Source organism: Aquimarina rubra (assembly GCF_042684305.1).
Classification (GTDB): Bacteria; Bacteroidota; Bacteroidia; order Flavobacteriales; family Flavobacteriaceae; genus Aquimarina; species Aquimarina rubra.
Window position 1 is genome coordinate 1,848,786 of the sequence record NZ_JBHULE010000019.1, and the last position, 18,827, is coordinate 1,867,612.

The window sequence follows — 18,827 nt, forward strand, 5'->3', positions numbered from 1 at the left end:
AAATGCTAAGAAATTCTAATTGCGAAATCAGTATTAATTAACAATACTCAAATGTATGAAAATAAACCTTTTTGAGCTCTTACCATGGCTAAAAAATAGTTATGGAAACACTATTTTTTTAATGAAATTAAGCTTCTTTTTTTATTTAGTTTTTTGTTTTCAACTCCTGTCATTCAATGGGTTTTCTCAAAACAGTATTACCCTTACTGAAGAAAATAGCTCACTAAAATCAATTATACATAAAATTGAAGAACAGACATCTTATCGTTTTATTCTAAACAATGACGTAATCGATGTTGATCAACATTTTAGTATAAACGTTATAGAAATGGAAATAACAGAAACCCTTACATTGCTTTTTAAGAATGCCAAAATTTCTTATAAAATAAAAAAGAATCATATTATTCTTTCTAAAGCCAAAAAGCGCCCAGATGATTTTACCATCAGTGGGATCGTTAAGGATGCAAGCACGGGTGAGACACTTTTGGGTGCTAGTATTATTATAACAAATAGTAATAGAGGGGTCGTTACCAATGAATATGGCTTCTATTCTATCTCCTTGCCAAAGGGAGTATATGTTTTTGAAGTTTCATTCTTGGGGTATACCACCAAAGAAGTTGTTGTTCAGTTAGAAAATAACATGAATATGAAGATAGAACTGCAACCCTCTTCAAGTGAGTTAGATGAAATTGTTATAACTTCTAATCAGAATAACAAAAGTCAGGTAAAATCCATTTTAGGAGGCACCACTAGCTTGACCACTTCCGAAATTAAAAAATTACCATCTTTTTTTGGTGAGCCAGATATTACAAGGGCTATTTTAACACAACCCGGCATTAGTAGCGTCGGTGAGGGAACCAGTGGTTTTAATGTGAGAGGTGGCAATGTGGATCAAAACCTAATTCTCCTCGACGAAGCGCCTTTGTACAATACCTCTCATTTATTTGGATTGTTTTCTATTTTCAATGCAGATGCCATTAAGGTAATACAATTATATAAAGGCGAAATTCCGGCACGTTTTGGGGGCAGAGCATCATCTTTACTGGAAATTCGACAAAAAAATGGGAATTTAAAAAGAATTAAAGGAGAAGGTGGATTAGGATTGTTATTTTCTAAATTTACCATTGAAGGACCTATTAAAAAGGATAAATTGAGTTTCTTGGCTTCTGGTAGACGATCCTATTTTGATTTGTTTTTTCCGTTGTTTGAAGATATTCGTTTTAAAAAATTTCATTTCTATGATCTAAATACAAAACTTACCTGGAATATCAATGAAAACAACACTTTGTATGCTTCAGGGTTTTTTGGCGCCGATGTGATACAGTTTAGGCAAGAAGATCTTAATGCTCCTGATGTTACAGCCGATCTTGGCTGGACAAATACTACTGCCACTTTGCGATGGAATCATATTTTTTCTAACAAATTATTTGCCAACATTACGGGTATATATAGTCAATACAATTATGCATTAGGTGTCGAAGAAAATCTTGAAGAAGTAGAAGATGTTGAAGGAATCCTTAGTAGATCTATCGAAAATTGGATCTTTAAGCCAGATTTTACGTATTATTCAGGCCCTACCACAAAAATGAGATTTGGTTTTTCTGGCAATGTATATAAATTCACCCCCAAACTAAGAGGTAATGCATTACCGCAGCAGTCTTTTGATAGAGAAAAAGCAGTAGAACTGGCGGCCTATTACAGTATAGAAAAACAATGGAACAAATTTTCACTGCTTACGGGTTTACGAGCTTCTTGGTTTGCAAACTTTGGGGAACAAGCCATTCCTATCTATGATTCTGAATTTCCTGAAACACCAAGTACGATTATAGGGTTTAGAAATTTTGAAAACAATCAAATATCTAAAAGCTATTTTGGGTTGGAACCAAGAATATCTCTTAAATATGAATTAAATGATAGAAAAGCTTTAAAAATAGGATATCATAGAATGTTTCAATATGTTCATTTACTTAGTAATCAAACGGTGGTGTTACCTAACGATGTATGGAAACCCGCCGGTGTGCATATTGCTCCTTTGGAAGTGAATCAATTTTCTGCTGGATTTGTCTATGATACTAGAGATCAAAACTATAATTTTTCTATAGAAGGATACTATAAAACATTTGATAATATCATAGAATACAAAAATGGAGCACGAATAGGCTCATTAGGATTTTTAGGAGTAGTTGATAACGTAGAAACCGAAGTAGTGCCTGCCAAAGGCTACTCTTATGGACTAGAATTGGCAGCTTACAAAAATAAAGGAAGATTAACTGGAAATGTAAACTATACCTATTCTGTATCCAAACGAAAAACAATAAGTAATTTCTCTTCAGAACAAATCAATGACGGAGCGTATTTTTCTTCAAATTTTGACAGACCTCATATATTTAATATGACAGCGAATTACAAACTATCTAAAAAGTGGGACATAGGAGCATTTTTCACCTATCAAACAGGGCGACCTATCACTCCACCTAATGGTAGATTAACTTTTGATGGAGATTCATTTCTTACCTATGCGGATAGAAATTCATTTAGAATTCCGAATACACACAGAGCTGACATTTCATTTACCTATACACCAACGGGTAATCCTAACACTAATTGGGAAGGAAGTTGGAGTTTTGGTGTGTATAATGTATATGCACGTAAAAATGCGTTTTCGGTTAACTCTTTTTTTTCGGATAGGGGTTTAGAAACGGAGCAAATTTCTTTGATTGGAGCTCCAATTCCGTTTATATCATACAATTTTAAATTTTAGGGTTATGAAAAAATTATATATATATATAACATTTATTTCTTTATTCGTACTAATAGGTTGTGTTGAGGATATCCGTCTAGATTTTGAGTTTAAAGAACAGGTGTTTATTTCTGGATTACTTACTGATGAATCAGATTTTGTATCTCTTCAGATTCAAAAAACCGTTCCAGTCACAAATACTACTTTTAGTGCTGTCAATGACGCACAAGTATCCTTGTTTACTAGAGATGTTTTAAATTCAGTTTCGTTAGTTTCTGATTCATTTACAGTAGATAACGGAACATATACTACTACAGAAATGATCAATCCAACCATCGGAAACGCATATTGGATCGAAGTTGTATTACCGGATCAAACGACTCTAAAATCAGAAGAAGAAATTTTAAAACCTCCTGTACCCATTCTTGACATTGTAAAAACCGGTAATACAGTGCGAATTACTTTTAGAGACCAAATCGGAGAACAAAATTTTTATTTGAGCCACATAGAAGTTCTAAGAGATGGGATCGTAATTACCAATGTCTTGGATGTGTTTAGCGACACCGTGGTTACCGAAAATCTAGAAGAATATCTGGATATTAGTGGTATAAATGATGGTGATACGGTAAGGGTTAGCGCTTTCAATATCAACTTCAACACATTTCAGTTTTATAATAATGTATTCCGTGAAGACCAAGACGATATAGAGGTATTAACATTATTCTCAACCACCAATATTGTTGGCAATATTACCAATACAACCACCAACAAATTGGCACTTGGCAACTTTGGTATCGCAGGATTTAGTACCATGACGATGGATTTCTAAGCTAACTTTTCCTAAATATACACTTTTTACAAACTAGTCAGGAGACTGAACTAATCCTACTTTTCTAGAATTCGTGAGTTCTAAAATAGCGCTCACTACGAACATGGAGGTTACCTTGATTAAGGTGTACCCTATTAAATAATTATAAATAACATAAAAATTAAACTATTATGAAATGAGCCATAACTACGAAGTAAATATTAATCCAAATGTTTAATGGCGAATTCCATTTGACAACTAAATAATTTTAAAACAATAACAAATGAAACATTTTAGCAAGTACACAACAGCACTTATTTTGTCATTATTTTTTATCAGCTGCGGTTCTGATGACAATAATGACAGTAGCGACGCATTTAATCAAATTTCAGATATTGCGACATTTCACGGTAATCTACAAGGAGACATTGTAGTCATTCATGCTCAGGGAGGGCCCAGTGTTGAACTTGATGATGATGAGGCATCAGATGAAGTGATAACTGAACTAGGAATCCAATCAGCATTATATGTGATGGTGCATCAGGTACAAACAAAAAACCCAATACTATTCACAAGTTCAGATATTACTTTTGAACAAGCAAAAGAATACGATTTGCAGAGTATCTCCAATATCAAACGTGTTGTTGATTTTTTCAAAAATCAACAAGGAAAAACGGTATATGTTCTTGGGGTTTCATTTGGTGCTTTCATTGTTCAAGAATTAATAGCTACTCACGGAGTTGATGTTGCTGACGGTTATCTTATACTAGGTAATCGTCTAAATGTCGATGATGCTGCCTGGCAAGCTCTTAGTGAAGGGAAATTTCCAATACATATCTACGACAATGATGGCAATTATACTATTCAATTAGAAAATGATCCTGATAATGATACTGTAGAAGAAAGAAATATGGGTAGATTAATTGCTGGGTTTGCATTTAATCGATATACTGATAGACTCACCAACGTTTCAAGCCTTTCAAAAGTAACCTATGTCTACGGCGATAGGGATGAGGTAGCTGGGCCACTTTCTGCTCAAGAAATTGAATTTCTAAATGACAAAGGTGCAAATGTAGTTCTTTCTGAAGGTGGAAGTCACGATGATGCAATATGGGATGGAGCAGGTCTATTAAAAGAAATATTTGGTATACAATAAGTTGAAACCATAACAAAGTAATCAATAGATATACTGAACAGCTCAATACTCTTGAAAACTTATCAAAAATCAACTATGTTTATGTAGAAACCGACCAAGCCGTTGGTAGACCTACAGCTACAGAGATTGAGTTTTTGCAGTCTAAAAATGTCAATATAATCATGGGACCTGGAGATCACGATGAAACGATTAATGATTTCGTTGTACAAGGCTTTAATGAGACATTTGGAATACAATTACAATAATGAATAGTACTGGAGTAACAGATGATATCAGATATAGATAAACAGGTTTGTTGAAATGCTAGTGGGATTAATGAAAGTTAATCCCACTAGCATTTCAAATTAAAGCAATCCTTCTTAGAGCCATACTATGCGTAGTTTGAAAAGAGATTACAAATAAATTAAGATTAGCTATCCCGGAGAAATATCAAATCAGCTTATATTTATTCCAAAACAAAAAGAATCTTGTAATATCCCAGAATATTTATAGTTATTGGTGTGATGTATTGTATTGAAGTATAAAACATTTTTACTCAAGTAATGTATACTTGTCATTAAATTTTAACATCATTAATTTCTATAAAAATTGAATACAACACTATTAGATTTAACAATAATTGCTAGTGGAATTATGGGATGTTTTATAAGTATCTCATTAGTTACTATTTCTTTTTATAAGAGTCGTGCAAATAACTATCTTTCTTTATCAATATTCCTAATAGCAATATTAACCTTTTTAAGTTGGAATGATCCGGAATATGGTATTTTAGAACTTTTATCCAATTTTGCATTTGAGTTTTTGGTTGCAGTTACTCTATTTACCTATTTTCTAATTCAAATTCGGCATGAATATCTTAAAAAAGGCTGGTACAAATGGTTGTATTTTCCCTTCTTTTGCTCTCTGATAATTGAAATTTCTACTGTTTTTTTACAAGAGGGTTTTAATATTTATAATTCAGATATCGATAGTTTGGTGTTTGATATAAAGGATCAAGGATCTCTCATCTACAATATCTTCTTAATCTTGTGGGGAAGGAATCTAATTAAAAAGTCTAATTCGATTACAGAAGAAAAAAGGGGTTGGTTATTACGATTAAACCTTTTTCTCATATGTATTATTATATGCTGGCTTTTGTCTAATATAGAGTTTTATATGTATGATTCAGCATATACTATGAACTTTCTATGGATACTACTTTCCTTTTTATTATGGTGGATATTATATTATGGTATCTTCAAACTACAGATTATAGTTCAAAAAGAAGAGATACATCGATATTTAATTTCAGGAAAGGTCGATAATACTCCAATAAAAAAGCGAATAAATGAAACCACGGTTTCGAAAATTATGAACCAGCTATATACATTGATGGAAGAAGAGGAGTTATATAAAAACCCTCTTTTAAGTCGATTGGATTTGGCAACCAGATTAGAAACAAGCGAAGGATATTTATCACAGATTATAAATCAGGAAATCAATAGAAGCGTTGTTCAGTTTGTAAATGAATATCGAATTGAAGCTGCTAAAAATCTATTGCATAATCCTGTGTTCAATAAATATTCTATAGAGGCCATTGGCTTGGAAGCTGGTTTTAAATCTAAGAGTGCATTCTACAAAACTTTTAATATCAGTTTGGGGATGTCTCCAGGCGCCTTCAGAAAGCTTCAAAAAACGTCCTGATTCGTGTAATTCCAATGTTTTAGCACTTCTTCATCGCTAAAATCACTCTTTTTGTTTTTTGTTCCTGATACATTTACCTCTGTAAACAAAAAATATAAAAATGAAAAAAGTAATTATTGTTTCATTGTTAGTCCTTAGTTCTTATGTTGGATTTTCACAAAATGTACAAGAAGCATCCGTAGAAAAATCAACCTTTGGAATTCAAATCGGAGTCATGGGTTTGTGGGTTCATAACGAATTAAAAATATCCAACCAAGTTGCTTTACGAAGTGAAGCAGGAATAGCAATAGTAGGTTTGTGGACAGATGGTAATGATACCCAAGTTGGTAATGGTTATTCATTACCTATAGTAGCATTAGAACCACGTTGGTATTATAATTTAAACAAACGAGCGAATCAAGGCAAAAGAATAGATGGTAACAGTGGCAATTATGTATCGCTGCGAGGTAGTTACTATTTTTATGACAATGCTGATACTGGTACTGATAGAAATTTGTCAAACCATCCATTTACAGCAGTAAGCTGGGGAATTAGAAGAAATATTGGTAATTATTTTAATTACGAAGCAGGAATAGGTGTTGGACTTGGTTTTGGAAACAGTACTGGTAGAGAAATTGGTTTGACACCTTATTTTAATCTCAAAATTGGATATCGTTTTTAAATACAGTGCGATAAGAACCAGGTTCAATTTTCTTCAGTTTTAATAAAACCATCCTCTAGGTCTTTATACAACATTTTACTTTTTGCTTTTCAAAAAAAAATAAAAAATTAGAATTATGATGTTATATGCAATCAAAAAAGAAATCTCTTTTACAATTATTAAAAAATGGCATCTATGTTTCCTGGTGTTGTTTGTGTTTTCTTGTCAATCTGATGATGACACCTCTCTTCCTACAGAAAATTTAATCAATGGATTTTGGTTCGTAGCTGATAAAGGATACATTTTTGAGTTTACAGATGGGAAAGATATATTTTATAACATAAACACTGCGGGATGTTCCATTCAGGATGATGATTTTATTCCAGTAGAGTTTTTTGGATTTACATTAACTCAGGTAAATGAAAACGAAATTATCGGAACTTCTGATTTATCAGATTCAGATGTGATTTTTACCCGATTATTAGATCAAAATCCAAATTGCCTTCCAAACATGATTGCTACCACAGAAGATCCAAAGGTGAATTTTGACCATTTCTGGAATATTTTTAATGACTACTATGCTTTTTTTGAAACCAGAAATATTGATTGGTCTCAGTATGAAAACTTAAGAGAGCAAGTCACAGCAGATAATTTATATGATACTATAAAAGAACTAGTTTATTTGTTAGAAGATGGACATGTAAATATCTATGATGAAGCAGTGGGTGTTGACATTCGATCTGGAGATCCAAAATTATTGGAAAGGCTGAATGCGAACCTAAGTGGAGATCTTGTTCTAACAAATATTAATAATCTTTTTGATCTTGGTAATGAAAAATTAGTAACCATCGTTACTGATTATTTAGGAGGAGATTTTGAGATAGATGAAAGAGAGAATATCATTTGGGGATTAATCAATGATGATATTGGATATATTAATATCTTAACTATGGAAGGATATGGAACAAATTTTAATGATGAACTCCCGGCATTAAATACTTTATTAGATAGGGTGATGAAAGATGTTTCGACATCAGGAATTTCTAAACTGATTTTAGACCTGCGTTTTAACGATGGTGGTTATGATACAGCAGCTTTGAACATGGTTTCTCGTTTTATGGATCAAGAAAGAGTTTCTTATTTCAAAAAAGCTAGATTGGGAGACGGTTTTACAGAAAACAAATCCTTTTCTGTAGGACCTCGCGGAGATTTTCAATTCACAGGAGATATCATATTACTTACCAGTCCCTTTACCATAAGCGCAGGAGAACTTTTTACATTATGTATGAAAGATTTACCATATGTTACTATTGTAGGAGAGCATACCAATGGTGCTTTTTCTACTGTTCTCGAGCATGTATTGCCTAATGGAGGAGAAGTAGGATTATCTAATGAAATATACAGTGATGCACAAGGAGAAGTTTTTGAAGTTGTTGGAATTGGACCCGAAAATCAAGAAAATCGAGTACCTTTTTTATCAACCCTAGATTTTCAAGAAGAAAAAGATAGTGGAATAGATCGCGCTATCGAATTACTCCAACAATAGAAAATGTCTAGTTCCGGATGCTATGATAGCTATTATTTAAAAAAACTATAAGTTATTCTATATCCAACTGGATAAAAGATATTCATAAGAAATACAAAACCCCTTCTAAAATAATATTTTAGAAGGGGTCTAATCCACTATACAAGTGGTTATAATTTAAGGCATAACTACCGTGTCGATAGCATGGATCACTCCATTTGAAGCACTAACATCTGTCAATATAACTTTTGATTTACCTCCTTTAGCGTCAGTTAGAATGACACTATCTCCATCTAATGAAGCTGTTAATGTACCACCTTGGACAGTGGTAATTGTAAAAGTTCCACCACCATCACTAATTGCTTTAACCACATCAGCTGCCATAAATTTACCAGATACAACGTGATATGTTAATACTGCAGTAAGTGTTTCTTTACTTTCAGGTTTCAAGAGACCATCAACTGTACCTTCTGGCAGTTTAGCAAAAGCATCATTTACTGGGGCAAATACTGTAAATGGTCCATCCCCATTAAGTGTTTCTACTAATCCTGCAGCTTTTACTGCAGCAACCAATGTCGTAAAATTTTCGTTCGCGGCTGCCACTCCAACAATAGTTGGTGTTTTAACAACCTTTTCTTCTTTAACCTCAACAGTTTCTTTCTCTACTGTTTCAGTTTCTTTTTTGTCTTTTTTATTGTCGTTATTACAAGAAGCAGTAACTAATAAACCGCTTAACAAAAATAATGTTAGAAATAATTTTTTCATGATTAATAAGTTTTTCTCAAAGGTAAGCAGGGGTTTGTGTTAATAAACTTAATTTTTGTTTAAAGTTTAGTTAAATTAATTAAACAAAATTAATACTTGTTACATTCTTGATGCGTTGTATTGCCACTTGCAGTTCCATTAATGTTTTAAGAAACATAAAAAGTTAGTAACAATTGGATGCGACATTAAGATTATAATTCGATGGAAGAATACTTATTTCAGATGCCTTATTATTTTCGAACTCATCGGGCTGGTTGTCGAAAAATAATAATCTATGAGTTCACCTTGTTCGTCAATCAAATATTTTTGAAAATTCCATTTTACACTGGAATTTTTCTTGCCATTTTTTTGTTTACTTGTTAACCAACCATAAAGTGGATGCTGATTATTCCCTTTAACATCTATCTTTTCGGTTATAAGGAATGTTACACCATAATTACGTTCACAAAACGATTGAATTTCTGAACTATCTCCTGGTTCTTGTTTACCAAATTGATTACAGGGAGATCCAATAATCATAAGTTTATCTTGGTATGTATTGTAGAGTTTTTGTAAATCTTTATACTGACCGGTAAAACCACATTTAGACGCCACATTGACAAACAATATCTTTTTACCTTTAAAATCGGCTAAGTCAATTGCCTTGCTTTCCAGGTTATTTATGTGGATATCATAAATGGATTCTGTAGACTTGGCTAATGGAATAATTGACTTTTTTGGAGCTGTCTTAATTTTACTAATTATTTTCATAGGCTAATATTTAACTGATACTATATGATCATCAATGCCAAATACTCACAATTTTTATGAGTAAGGGAATTCAACATAATTTCTTGGTGTTTCGTAAAGTTTGATTTTGAGCTCTAGTTTTTGATCCAAATGCTCTCTTAAAATATCATAGGTTACAATAGCGATATTTTCTGCTGTGGGATTCAAATTTTTAAACTCCGCTACATCCAGGTTTAGGTTTTTATGATCAAAACGGTTGGTTATTTGGTTTTTAATGAGATCTGATAGTAGTTTAGTGTCTATTACATATCCGGTTTCTGGTTGAACAAAACCAATAACTTTAACCTCAAGCTCATAGTTATGACCGTGGTAATTGGGGTTATTACATTTGCCAAAAATTTTATTGTTTTTTTCTTCAGTCCAGTCTGGATTATGCAATCTATGGGCAGCGTTAAAATGCTCTCTTCTAATAATAGCAACTTTTCTTTCAGAAGATTTTTCTGTGTTCTCAATCATAAATAATGAAAATTTTAAAGACGATAACCCTACTTATTTAAAATGCGTATGAGTTATTACCTAATTTAATTTTGGTAAAGTTAGAGTATATTGTATATTTGTTTAAGGTATTTAACAATAGTTTAAACAAAACTTAAATTCAAGAAAAAAATTGATTTAGAACAAATACTACAAAACAAAATTTTAATTCACTATATTGAACATGATTAAAAACTTCATAAAAAAGATTGGTGTGATGAATACTATCATGCTACTAACCGTTATCGGAGTTATCTGTTTATCACATTATTCTTTTAGTAGTGGTAGACACCTTGAAGCTATTTTTATCGGTTTATGGGCACCGACAATTTTAGGTTTCCTTAATTATTTTAAAAACAACTCATAATGGATCCACTATTCCTATATTCTATAGTAGTTACGACTATTTTTCTAGTCTGGATTATTTTTGTTATACGCTCTTATAATAAAAATTATAATCAAAAAAATGATTAGTTGTCGAACGATGGCTTTTTTCAATTGATTGATAATTGTATTATGTATTCCGGGAATTAAAAACTTCTGGTATCTGACAAACCGGAATAATTACGAAGTTTTAATCTTGCTATTTTGGTTGTTGACACCTTCAGTATATAGGTTTGTAGAAGAAATTTTCATAGGATGAACCCTATGAAACTAAAATGAAAAAATCCTCAAAGGCACAGTCGTAAATTCCGGACTATACAGACTGACTTGCCATAATAATTTTTGTTTATCTATTGATTATAGTCATTCTCTGAGGATTATAATATAAAACAACTAATAAAGCTCATAAAAAATGTGCTCAAAAGGTTTTTAATAGTGTCCAATAAAGTTTTATACAAGGTATGAAATTTATAAGCAGATGAGACTCTGATAAGGCATTAGCTTTGTTTTTTGTGAAACGTTTGATGCGTTCGTTTTAAAACTAAACAAAAATTAACAAAACGCTATCATTAGCAACACAGAACCCTTTGTATATTTGGGATGAGAGGGATATTCAGCTAATTTTAAAAGAGATTTTTAAGAATATCTATAAGATATAGTATATGAAAAAGGAAGAGTATAAAATCCATATTGTTGGTGCCGGGATCAGTGGTTTAATAGCCGCTCAGATATTAGAAAACCACGGATACGCACCTGTTATTGTAGAAGCTACAGATCGTGCAGGTGGGCGTGTCAAAACAGATGTGATCGATGGATATCAATTAGATCATGGATTTCAGGTGTTACTAACTGCCTACCCTGCGGCTCAGAAATATCTGGATTTTGAGAAATTATCTTTACAAAAGTTTTTATCAGGAGCATCTATTTTTACTAATGGGAAACTAAAAACAATAGGTGATCCAATTCGTAATGCTTCTCTTTTGATTCCTACCTTGTTCTCTAATATTGGTAATTTTTCTGATAAAATAAAGGTGTTAAGACTCAATGCTATGTTGAAGAAAAAATCAATTACTGATATTTTTAGGGACAATGAGATGAGCACTTTAACATACTTACAGGACTATGGCTTTTCTGAAGAAATGATTAATCAGTTTTTTAGACCTTTTTTTAGCGGAATCTTTTTAGAGCCTAATCTGGAAACCTCAAGTCGCATGTTTCAATTTGTGTATAAGATGTTTGGAGAAGGTGATGCGGCATTACCAAAAGATGGAATTGAGGCAATCATAACTCAATTGGTTTCAAAATTAAAGAAAACAAAATTCTTATATAATACCTCTGTAAAACAAGTTATCGACGGTAGTGTTTTCTTGGACAACGGAGAAGAGTTAAAAAGTGATTTTACGATTGTTGCTACCCAAGCACATCAGCTAATTCCCAATCTTAATAATCAAGAGATGGAATGGAGGTCTTGTGATACCTTATATTTTGAAGTTGATGATAGCGTTATTGACAAACCTCTTATTGGTCTTATTGCTGATAAAGATGCTTTGATTAATAATATTTTTTATCACACTAGTTTGAAAACTTCTGGGACTCCCAAAAAAGAACTATTGTCAGTAACCGTAGTTAAAGATCATCATCACGATGAAAAAGAGTTAATAAAAGAGGTTATCGGAGAGTTAGATCGATTCTGCGGCATTACAGGATGTACATTTATGAAGCATTATCATATCAAAAATGCACTTCCAAAATTACAAAACTTGCAATATGAGCTTTCTGAGACAGAAACTAAACTAACAACTAGGATTTTTCTAGCGGGAGATCAATTGCTTAATGGATCACTTAATGCAGCTATGATATCCGGCGAGCGTGCGGCTTTGGGAATTATAAAAACCTTAGAAGATGGCTTGATTGTAGAAGAATTCACTTCAGAATTTAATTGAAAACAAGAAAATTTATACAGTATACTTATATTCAAGTAACGTCTCCATATCTGTGTATTCTAAGGCTTTCTGATGACAGCTTTCTAGTATAATCAGAGGTGCTTTTCCGGCTTTTTTAGCTTGTAACCATCTGGAAATACACAAGCACCATTTGTCACCCGGTTTCAATCCTGGAAAATTCCAATATGGCATGGGAGTAGATAGATCATTTCCTCTGGATTTTGTATACTTCAGAAATTCTGAAGTCATTATCGCGCAAATAATATGTGTACCAGTATCTTGATCTGTAGTTCTGCAAAATCCATCTCTAAAATAACCGGTTACCGGGTCATTGCAGCAAGATATCAATGGAGTGCCTAGTACATTTAATTCGCTAGTCATTAGCTATTTGGTTTAAGATGAAATTTAAATCGAATCTACGTGTGGAAACTTTTGATCATATTCAGTCTTTAATCGCATTAATTTTTTGAAGAAAGGAGCATTTTCTCGATGCGTGCGATTATTCTTAAAATGAATAAACTTACCCTGTGCATGAATACTAATTCCATTTGTTTTGTAAAGATAAAACTGATAATAGGGGATCACCCAAGTAAAATTTTGTAATCCTTTATTAATAGTTATCAAAATCCCACCTGGCCTTAATTCTATACTACCATAATTAATATCAGAAACCGTATTTAAATATTTCTTTAGATTAGGACTAACTTCATTAATGATCATACGTTTAGAACCTATACCATTAAGTTTGATTGAGCTTAATAGTGAAAAAGGCTTTCCGACCAAGTCGTTTATAAGTTCTTTGTTCTTTTTATCTGAATATGTAGTCTCTAATAACATTTTTTAAGGGTTCTTGATTATGAAAAAAGAAATTATACAGTGGGTACTCCTTTCAGACGTTTCTCTATTTTCCTTTTCTTCTCAGTAAGCCGTTTCATAATATCCATAAGTTTAGATTCTTTTGTTTTTTTATAGATTTCATTAATGGCTAGAATAAGTGATTTGGCTTCTCTGGAAGCTTCTACTCGATCACTAGTAGTCATATTACTCATCTTTCTACTTTCAAACTCTAAAGCTTTTTCAATAAGTTCCATATCTTCTAATTTTGTATAAAGATATATAATGTTTAATATTTTTTACAAATGTTTAAACAAAATTAACTATTGTAGAATGCATTGCTATTAGTACCGAAGTGATATTTAACAGATTTCTCCTAAAAATTAGAAAGAATTTTATATTCCTTGGATCGAATCTACAGGATAATCGTGTTGTTCAGGTTTATTGTTGTGTTCTATTCTTCCTAACTCTTTAAGTCTTCTGAAATGAGAAGCAAGAGCATAAAAGACGGTAGGTTTTAGGTTATAATTGAATCCATATTCCTTTGCTGTTGTTTGTATAATAGGTGCAATTGCAGGGTAATGTATATGACATACATTTTGAAACAAATGGTGTTCGATCTGAAAATCCAGTCCACCTATATACCAGCTAAACAGTCCATTCTTTCTTCCAAAATCTGATGTGGCTAGCAATTGATGTACCAACCAATCATTATGGATGGTATTGTGTTCATCTGGCAACGGCTGATACGTACCTTCAACTACATGTGCCATTTGGAATACAGTACTCATAATCATGCCGGCAGTTGCGTGTAAAATAAAAAAGCCAATTAATATTTGCCAAAAGGCGAAATCTGTAAGAAGCAGTGGCAGACCAATGATTAAAGTAATATAGATAACCTTTGTAATGACAAGCTTAACGACTTCCAATGTGGGGTCGGCATGTTGTTGTTTGGTTATCCCTTTTCTATTATATTCCAATAATACCGATATCTCTCCAAAAAGTCTTACAAAGGTCATGAGTCCATAAAGCGGAAAGGCATATAAATGTTGATAACGATGGTATTTTTTAAGTGGGGCGTGCTCGCACAATCGTATCACACTGATAGTGGAAATATCAGTATCATAGTTGAATATATTTGTAAAGCTATGGTGATTGACATTGTGCTGTATCTTCCAGTTTATAGTATTGCTGCCTAACAGAAACATTGTAGAAGCAACAAGTTTATTCACCCATGCTTTTGAAGAATAAGATCCGTGGGCTCCATCATGCATAACTGACATACCTATTCCTGCCTCGCCTATACCCATAAGAACAACCATTCCCAAGGCAGCTAAAGGGGATAGAGGTATGGTGAGTATAATTATGAAAGGTGCCAGATAAGCCCCTAACATAATAACCGTTTTTAGGTGCATCTTGAAGTTTCCGTAAATAGAAATATTCTTATCCTTAAAATAAGAACGTACTCGTTTTCTCACCTCACGAGCGAATTTCTGTTCATTATCGTTATCGCTACGGAATTTAATATTTTCCATAATAATCTTACAATAATTTTTATAATAAATAAATTGTAAATTTCAGAGTTAAACAATGACATTGATCATTTTTAAGTATCTAATTCACTTCCCCTAAAAATTCATTCGTAATAAAACATTAGGAACAATACTCAGAGAATTTTGCGTTACTTCCTCAACTTCTCCCGCGGTATTAATTCTATAATAATTGTTGATTATATTTTGCTGGTCCAGTAGATTCCATACAGATGCTCCTATACTTAGTTGATGTTTTTTGCCTAAGTGAAGTTGATACATGGCAGAAAGGTCTACTCTAAAATATTCATTAAGGCGATCACTGTTGGTTGGGTCATAGTTTATAGTATCATCGGTAACCTCATTATTTAGCTCAGGTCTGGTAGTTGGATTCCCGGAGTGCCAGTTAAAGCCGGCAGAGACTTTTAGGTTTTTAGTCGAGTAGGTAGCACCCAACCCTACACTATGTGTGATGTCAAAATTACTTGGGAAATTAATTTCCGGTAGGGAATCAAAAGTGTAGTCACTATTCAGATATGAATAACTACACCAAAAATTAATATTGTTAAATCGTTTTCTTATTAAAAAATCAACTCCGATAGCCTCATAACTACCATCAGTTTTTACAAATTCATAATCATTCTGAAAACCTTGACTTTGTGTTGTGATTCCGTCAACGTCTTTATAATAACCTTCCATCGTTATCAACCAGTTTTTTTTATTAAAACTCACACCTGCAGATAGCTGTTTACTGGTAATAACAGGGATGGAATCATTGTTAGAAAGTTGCCATCTTCGTTTTTCGATTCCCAAAAAATCATTCTGAAAATTAATTACCTGAGAAGTATTTTGATTTTTGAGCTCTCCTTGTATTTCAAAGGTAAAATCATTCAGGAATTTTTGATTGAAACTTATTCTGGGTTCCCATAAATGTTTTTTAAACTTATCTAAATAATTATACCGAATTCCAAGCGTAAGATTGGTAAGCTTATTTTCTGAAGTATAATATGCCTGAGAAAATAGACTATGTGTTCTAAGCACTTCAGATATCAATAATCTAAACAACGGATCGTCTACATCATCAAGATTGGTAACTTTGGTTTCTATAAATTGGTATCCATTATCCCAACGGATTCTATCAGAAAGATTATACATCGTATGTAATTTGATACCCGTTTCGGATACTATATTCTCTTGTAATGATCGCTGGGATCTGATCAGATTTGTATTAAAAGCCTTTAGTTTATAATCTGTTTCATAAATCTGAAAATCTGTTTTAAACTTATTATTCCAGGTCCGCTTATAGTTTAATCCTCCCGCAATACTGTTTTGTGATAAACTACTCTCTATGGATCGTTCAGTACCATTGATCGTAGCGCTCTCATTAAATACTAATTCATTATCTATATTTATAAAGTTAAGTCTAATTTCATCGCTATCACTTATTTTATATAACCATCTAAAGGAGAAGTCATAGAAATTAAATTCTTCATTAGAATTTCTTACATCAGCCAGATTCGTTTCTACTTCTGTATCCTGAGAAATTCTTTCAAAATAAGTATCATAGGTTGGTGTTTTTACCAGATCGCTCAAGGATTTTCTACCGGCTATCTGTATGGATGATTTTTTGCTTAGAGGAATATCCATAAAACCATTAAAATCAATAAAACTGAGACTTATATTACCATTAAAATTATCATTTAGTTTGGTGTCAGTTTTCATAGAAATGGTACTGGATACTCCATCGGTATAACTTGCATCAGTAGCATTTTTTTGCAAAGAAACCTTCTTGGTGATGTTTGGGTTAAAAACTGAAATCAAACCAAAGAAATGACCCGATTGATACATTTTTATGTCATCCCATAGTAATAGATTCTGGTCGTGAGTACCACCTCTAACATTAATATTAGAAACGGTTTCGTTACTGCTTTGTATACCGGGAAATGCCTGAACAGACTGCAAAACATCAGATTCTATAAGTCCCGGCAGCATACTGAATTTAGAAAAATCTATCTGAAAAGAACCATCTTTCAGCTTATCAATACCTTTTATTAAATAAGTTGATAAGATGATTTCTGAAAGCGTTTCTTCTTGCCGTACTAATGCAATAGATAAACAATCATCCGTATTAAAACCACTATAGGATACAGTACGTGTTTTGTAACCAAGATGACGGATTTTTAATAGTTCATTTTCCGCATCAATGTTTAGTTCAAAATATCCATCAGTATTGCTGGTGGTAGAAGTACGCTTGCCTTGAATAGAAGCGTTGACGATCGGTTTTTGAGAATCTTTATCTTTTAAATAACCACACACCAATATGGTCGTTTTCCTTTTTTTGATAAGCACAAAATTATCATCTATGACCGTAAATACTAAGTTGGTTTGCTTCCGTAGATAATCGATCACGGATTGAAACGGAAAGTCCAAAACAGGAGGTACGATCTCGATGTTTTTTACCGTTTCTTCCTCATAATTAAATTGATAGTTGTATTGATTCTGTATTGTAATCAATATGTCGGTAAGAGATTGTTTTTTATCAGCATCCTGCCCCTGAATGTTTGTACAGAAGAATATAGCTACAAAAACTAAAAAATAAATCTTATTACTGCTCACTATGTTTTATAATGACTTGATTAGACGTTTCTATAATGTATGTCAAGTCTAATGGTTCAGTTATAGATTTTAGGGCATTTTCCAGATTATTATGAACAAAACCTCCGGTAAAAAGTCGTTCTGACTCTTTGGTATCTAAGCTAATTCTTAAGTCATATTGTCGTTCTAATTCGGCAATGACTTCTATGAAAGGTACGGCTTTAAAACTACTTCTGTTATTTGTCCATGATGGTTTTTGGAATACGGTTTTATCAAAAGTAATAACACCATTTACAATTCTAAAGGTTTCTCCTGCAATCAGTTTTTTCGAATCTTTTTTATGGGTAACTTTTACAATTCCTTCAAAACACGTTACCTCAAAATAATCTTCACGTTGTTTTACACTAAATTTAGTTCCTAATACACTTACGGTACCTTTTGGTGTTACAACATCAAATTTTGCACCTTTTGCAACTTCAAAAAATGCCTCGCCTTCTAAATTGATGGCTCTGTTTTGATCCCAGTTTTTTTCATCATACCTGATTTCCGATAATGCATTTAAGACAACAGTAGATGAGTCTGGTAGTTCTATGGTAGTTTTTTGGCTAGCTAATGTTTGTATCTGTATATCATTATTAAAAAAGAAAAGAAAATAGACACCAAAAGCAATCACAAATATACTGGCTATTCTTAGAAATGGTGTAACCCATTGTAATCTTCTTACGGGCACGTTTTTTGGAGGTAAGCGTTTCTCTAATGCATCAAAATCATCAACAGTAGAAAAATTAGATACTTTAAAATGTTTTATATCATCGACAATATCCACGTGTAACTGATAATCATCCATTTTTTTAAAAGCCACCAACTCTTCCTCAGTAAGTTCTTCTTCTGATAACCACTTTTTTAGTAAGTATTCTTTATCCATTTTTGGCAATTTATCTTCTTCGTTATTCATAAGACAA

The 18,827-nt window shown here is 32.5% G+C and carries 16 protein-coding genes; 7 read left to right on the top strand and 9 right to left on the bottom strand.

What is annotated here, in order from left to right; translation table 11 throughout:
- Positions 1-55: 55 nt before the first annotated feature.
- The 6 genes from ACFSR1_RS16600 (at position 56) to ACFSR1_RS16625 (ending at position 8,573) form a co-directional block, all read left to right on the top strand.
- A complete protein-coding gene (locus tag ACFSR1_RS16600) occupies positions 56-2,761 on the top strand; it encodes a carboxypeptidase-like regulatory domain-containing protein (protein ID WP_378294137.1) in 2,706 nt (901 codons plus the stop codon).
- A 4-nt stretch (positions 2,762-2,765) separates the two neighbouring features.
- A complete protein-coding gene (locus tag ACFSR1_RS16605; protein WP_378294138.1) occupies positions 2,766-3,569 on the top strand; it encodes a DUF4249 family protein in 804 nt (267 codons plus the stop codon).
- Between the two features lie 262 nt (positions 3,570-3,831).
- On the top strand, positions 3,832-4,704 hold the full coding sequence (locus ACFSR1_RS16610) for an alpha/beta hydrolase (protein WP_378294139.1): 873 nt from the start codon (positions 3,832-3,834) through the stop codon (positions 4,702-4,704).
- A gap of 588 nt (positions 4,705-5,292) precedes the next feature.
- Positions 5,293-6,387, top strand: a complete 1,095-nt coding sequence (locus ACFSR1_RS16615) for a helix-turn-helix domain-containing protein (protein ID WP_378294140.1) — start codon at positions 5,293-5,295, stop codon at positions 6,385-6,387.
- 100 nt (positions 6,388-6,487) lie between these two features.
- Positions 6,488-7,048, top strand: a complete 561-nt coding sequence (locus tag ACFSR1_RS16620) for a hypothetical protein (RefSeq protein WP_378294141.1) — start codon at positions 6,488-6,490, stop codon at positions 7,046-7,048.
- A gap of 115 nt (positions 7,049-7,163) precedes the next feature.
- Positions 7,164-8,573, top strand: coding sequence for a S41 family peptidase (locus ACFSR1_RS16625; protein WP_378294142.1), 1,410 nt, complete (start codon positions 7,164-7,166; stop codon positions 8,571-8,573).
- A 156-nt stretch (positions 8,574-8,729) separates the two neighbouring features.
- On the opposite strand, the gene ACFSR1_RS16630 is transcribed toward ACFSR1_RS16625, so the two are convergent.
- The 3 genes from ACFSR1_RS16630 to ACFSR1_RS16640 form a co-directional block, all read right to left on the bottom strand.
- Positions 8,730-9,317: a fasciclin domain-containing protein gene (locus ACFSR1_RS16630; protein WP_378294143.1), complete on the bottom strand. Its 588-nt coding sequence runs from the start codon at positions 9,315-9,317 to the stop codon at positions 8,730-8,732.
- Positions 9,318-9,530: 213 nt separating this feature from the next.
- Positions 9,531-10,067 carry a glutathione peroxidase gene (locus tag ACFSR1_RS16635; RefSeq protein WP_378294144.1) on the bottom strand — a complete coding sequence of 179 codons (537 nt, stop codon included), beginning with the start codon at positions 10,065-10,067 and terminating at the stop codon, positions 9,531-9,533.
- A gap of 54 nt (positions 10,068-10,121) precedes the next feature.
- Positions 10,122-10,562, bottom strand: a complete 441-nt coding sequence (locus tag ACFSR1_RS16640; RefSeq protein ID WP_378294145.1) for a 6-pyruvoyl trahydropterin synthase family protein — start codon at positions 10,560-10,562, stop codon at positions 10,122-10,124.
- Positions 10,563-11,626: 1,064 nt separating this feature from the next.
- On the opposite strand from ACFSR1_RS16640, the gene ACFSR1_RS16645 reads away from it, so the two are divergent.
- Positions 11,627-12,907, top strand: coding sequence for a protoporphyrinogen/coproporphyrinogen oxidase (locus tag ACFSR1_RS16645; protein WP_378294146.1), 1,281 nt, complete (start codon positions 11,627-11,629; stop codon positions 12,905-12,907).
- Between the two features lie 12 nt (positions 12,908-12,919).
- On the opposite strand, the gene ACFSR1_RS16650 is transcribed toward ACFSR1_RS16645, so the two are convergent.
- From ACFSR1_RS16650 to ACFSR1_RS16675, 6 genes are all read right to left on the bottom strand, one after another.
- Entirely contained in the window at positions 12,920-13,288 is a 369-nt protein-coding gene (locus ACFSR1_RS16650) for a DUF2237 family protein (protein WP_378294147.1), read from the bottom strand.
- Between the two features lie 24 nt (positions 13,289-13,312).
- Positions 13,313-13,744: a hypothetical protein gene (locus ACFSR1_RS16655; RefSeq protein ID WP_378294148.1), complete on the bottom strand. Its 432-nt coding sequence runs from the start codon at positions 13,742-13,744 to the stop codon at positions 13,313-13,315.
- Between the two features lie 32 nt (positions 13,745-13,776).
- Positions 13,777-13,998, bottom strand: coding sequence for a hypothetical protein (locus tag ACFSR1_RS16660; protein ID WP_378294149.1), 222 nt, complete (start codon positions 13,996-13,998; stop codon positions 13,777-13,779).
- Between the two features lie 138 nt (positions 13,999-14,136).
- Positions 14,137-15,219, bottom strand: a complete 1,083-nt coding sequence (locus ACFSR1_RS16665; protein ID WP_378294150.1) for a fatty acid desaturase family protein — start codon at positions 15,217-15,219, stop codon at positions 14,137-14,139.
- A gap of 150 nt (positions 15,220-15,369) precedes the next feature.
- Positions 15,370-17,886 (bottom strand): TonB-dependent receptor, encoded by a 2,517-nt coding sequence (locus ACFSR1_RS16670; RefSeq protein WP_378294151.1) that lies wholly within the window; start codon positions 17,884-17,886, stop codon positions 15,370-15,372.
- Complete coding sequence (locus tag ACFSR1_RS16675; protein WP_378294152.1) at positions 17,876-18,820, bottom strand: FecR family protein; 945 nt, start codon at positions 18,818-18,820, stop codon at positions 17,876-17,878. The genes ACFSR1_RS16670 and ACFSR1_RS16675 overlap by 11 nt, the downstream gene beginning before the upstream one ends.
- Between the last annotated feature and the right edge of the window lie 7 nt (positions 18,821-18,827).

What these genes read in the sequence shown, in the direction of transcription:
- ACFSR1_RS16605 (WP_378294138.1), top strand. Translation starts at nt 2,766, where the DNA reads ATGAAAAAATTATATATATATATAACATTTATTTCTTTATTCGTACTA.
- ACFSR1_RS16675 (WP_378294152.1), bottom strand. Translation starts at nt 18,820, where the DNA reads ATGAATAACGAAGAAGATAAATTGCCAAAAATGGATAAAGAATACTTA.
- ACFSR1_RS16660 (WP_378294149.1), bottom strand. Translation starts at nt 13,998, where the DNA reads ATGGAACTTATTGAAAAAGCTTTAGAGTTTGAAAGTAGAAAGATGAGT.
- ACFSR1_RS16645 (WP_378294146.1), top strand. Translation starts at nt 11,627, where the DNA reads ATGAAAAAGGAAGAGTATAAAATCCATATTGTTGGTGCCGGGATCAGT.
- ACFSR1_RS16630 (WP_378294143.1), bottom strand. Translation starts at nt 9,317, where the DNA reads ATGAAAAAATTATTTCTAACATTATTTTTGTTAAGCGGTTTATTAGTT.
- ACFSR1_RS16610 (WP_378294139.1), top strand. Translation starts at nt 3,832, where the DNA reads ATGAAACATTTTAGCAAGTACACAACAGCACTTATTTTGTCATTATTT.
- ACFSR1_RS16600 (WP_378294137.1), top strand. Translation starts at nt 56, where the DNA reads ATGAAAATAAACCTTTTTGAGCTCTTACCATGGCTAAAAAATAGTTAT.
- ACFSR1_RS16640 (WP_378294145.1), bottom strand. Translation starts at nt 10,562, where the DNA reads ATGATTGAGAACACAGAAAAATCTTCTGAAAGAAAAGTTGCTATTATT.
- ACFSR1_RS16635 (WP_378294144.1), bottom strand. Translation starts at nt 10,067, where the DNA reads ATGAAAATAATTAGTAAAATTAAGACAGCTCCAAAAAAGTCAATTATT.
- ACFSR1_RS16650 (WP_378294147.1), bottom strand. Translation starts at nt 13,288, where the DNA reads ATGACTAGCGAATTAAATGTACTAGGCACTCCATTGATATCTTGCTGC.
- ACFSR1_RS16620 (WP_378294141.1), top strand. Translation starts at nt 6,488, where the DNA reads ATGAAAAAAGTAATTATTGTTTCATTGTTAGTCCTTAGTTCTTATGTT.
- ACFSR1_RS16625 (WP_378294142.1), top strand. Translation starts at nt 7,164, where the DNA reads ATGATGTTATATGCAATCAAAAAAGAAATCTCTTTTACAATTATTAAA.
- ACFSR1_RS16655 (WP_378294148.1), bottom strand. Translation starts at nt 13,744, where the DNA reads ATGTTATTAGAGACTACATATTCAGATAAAAAGAACAAAGAACTTATA.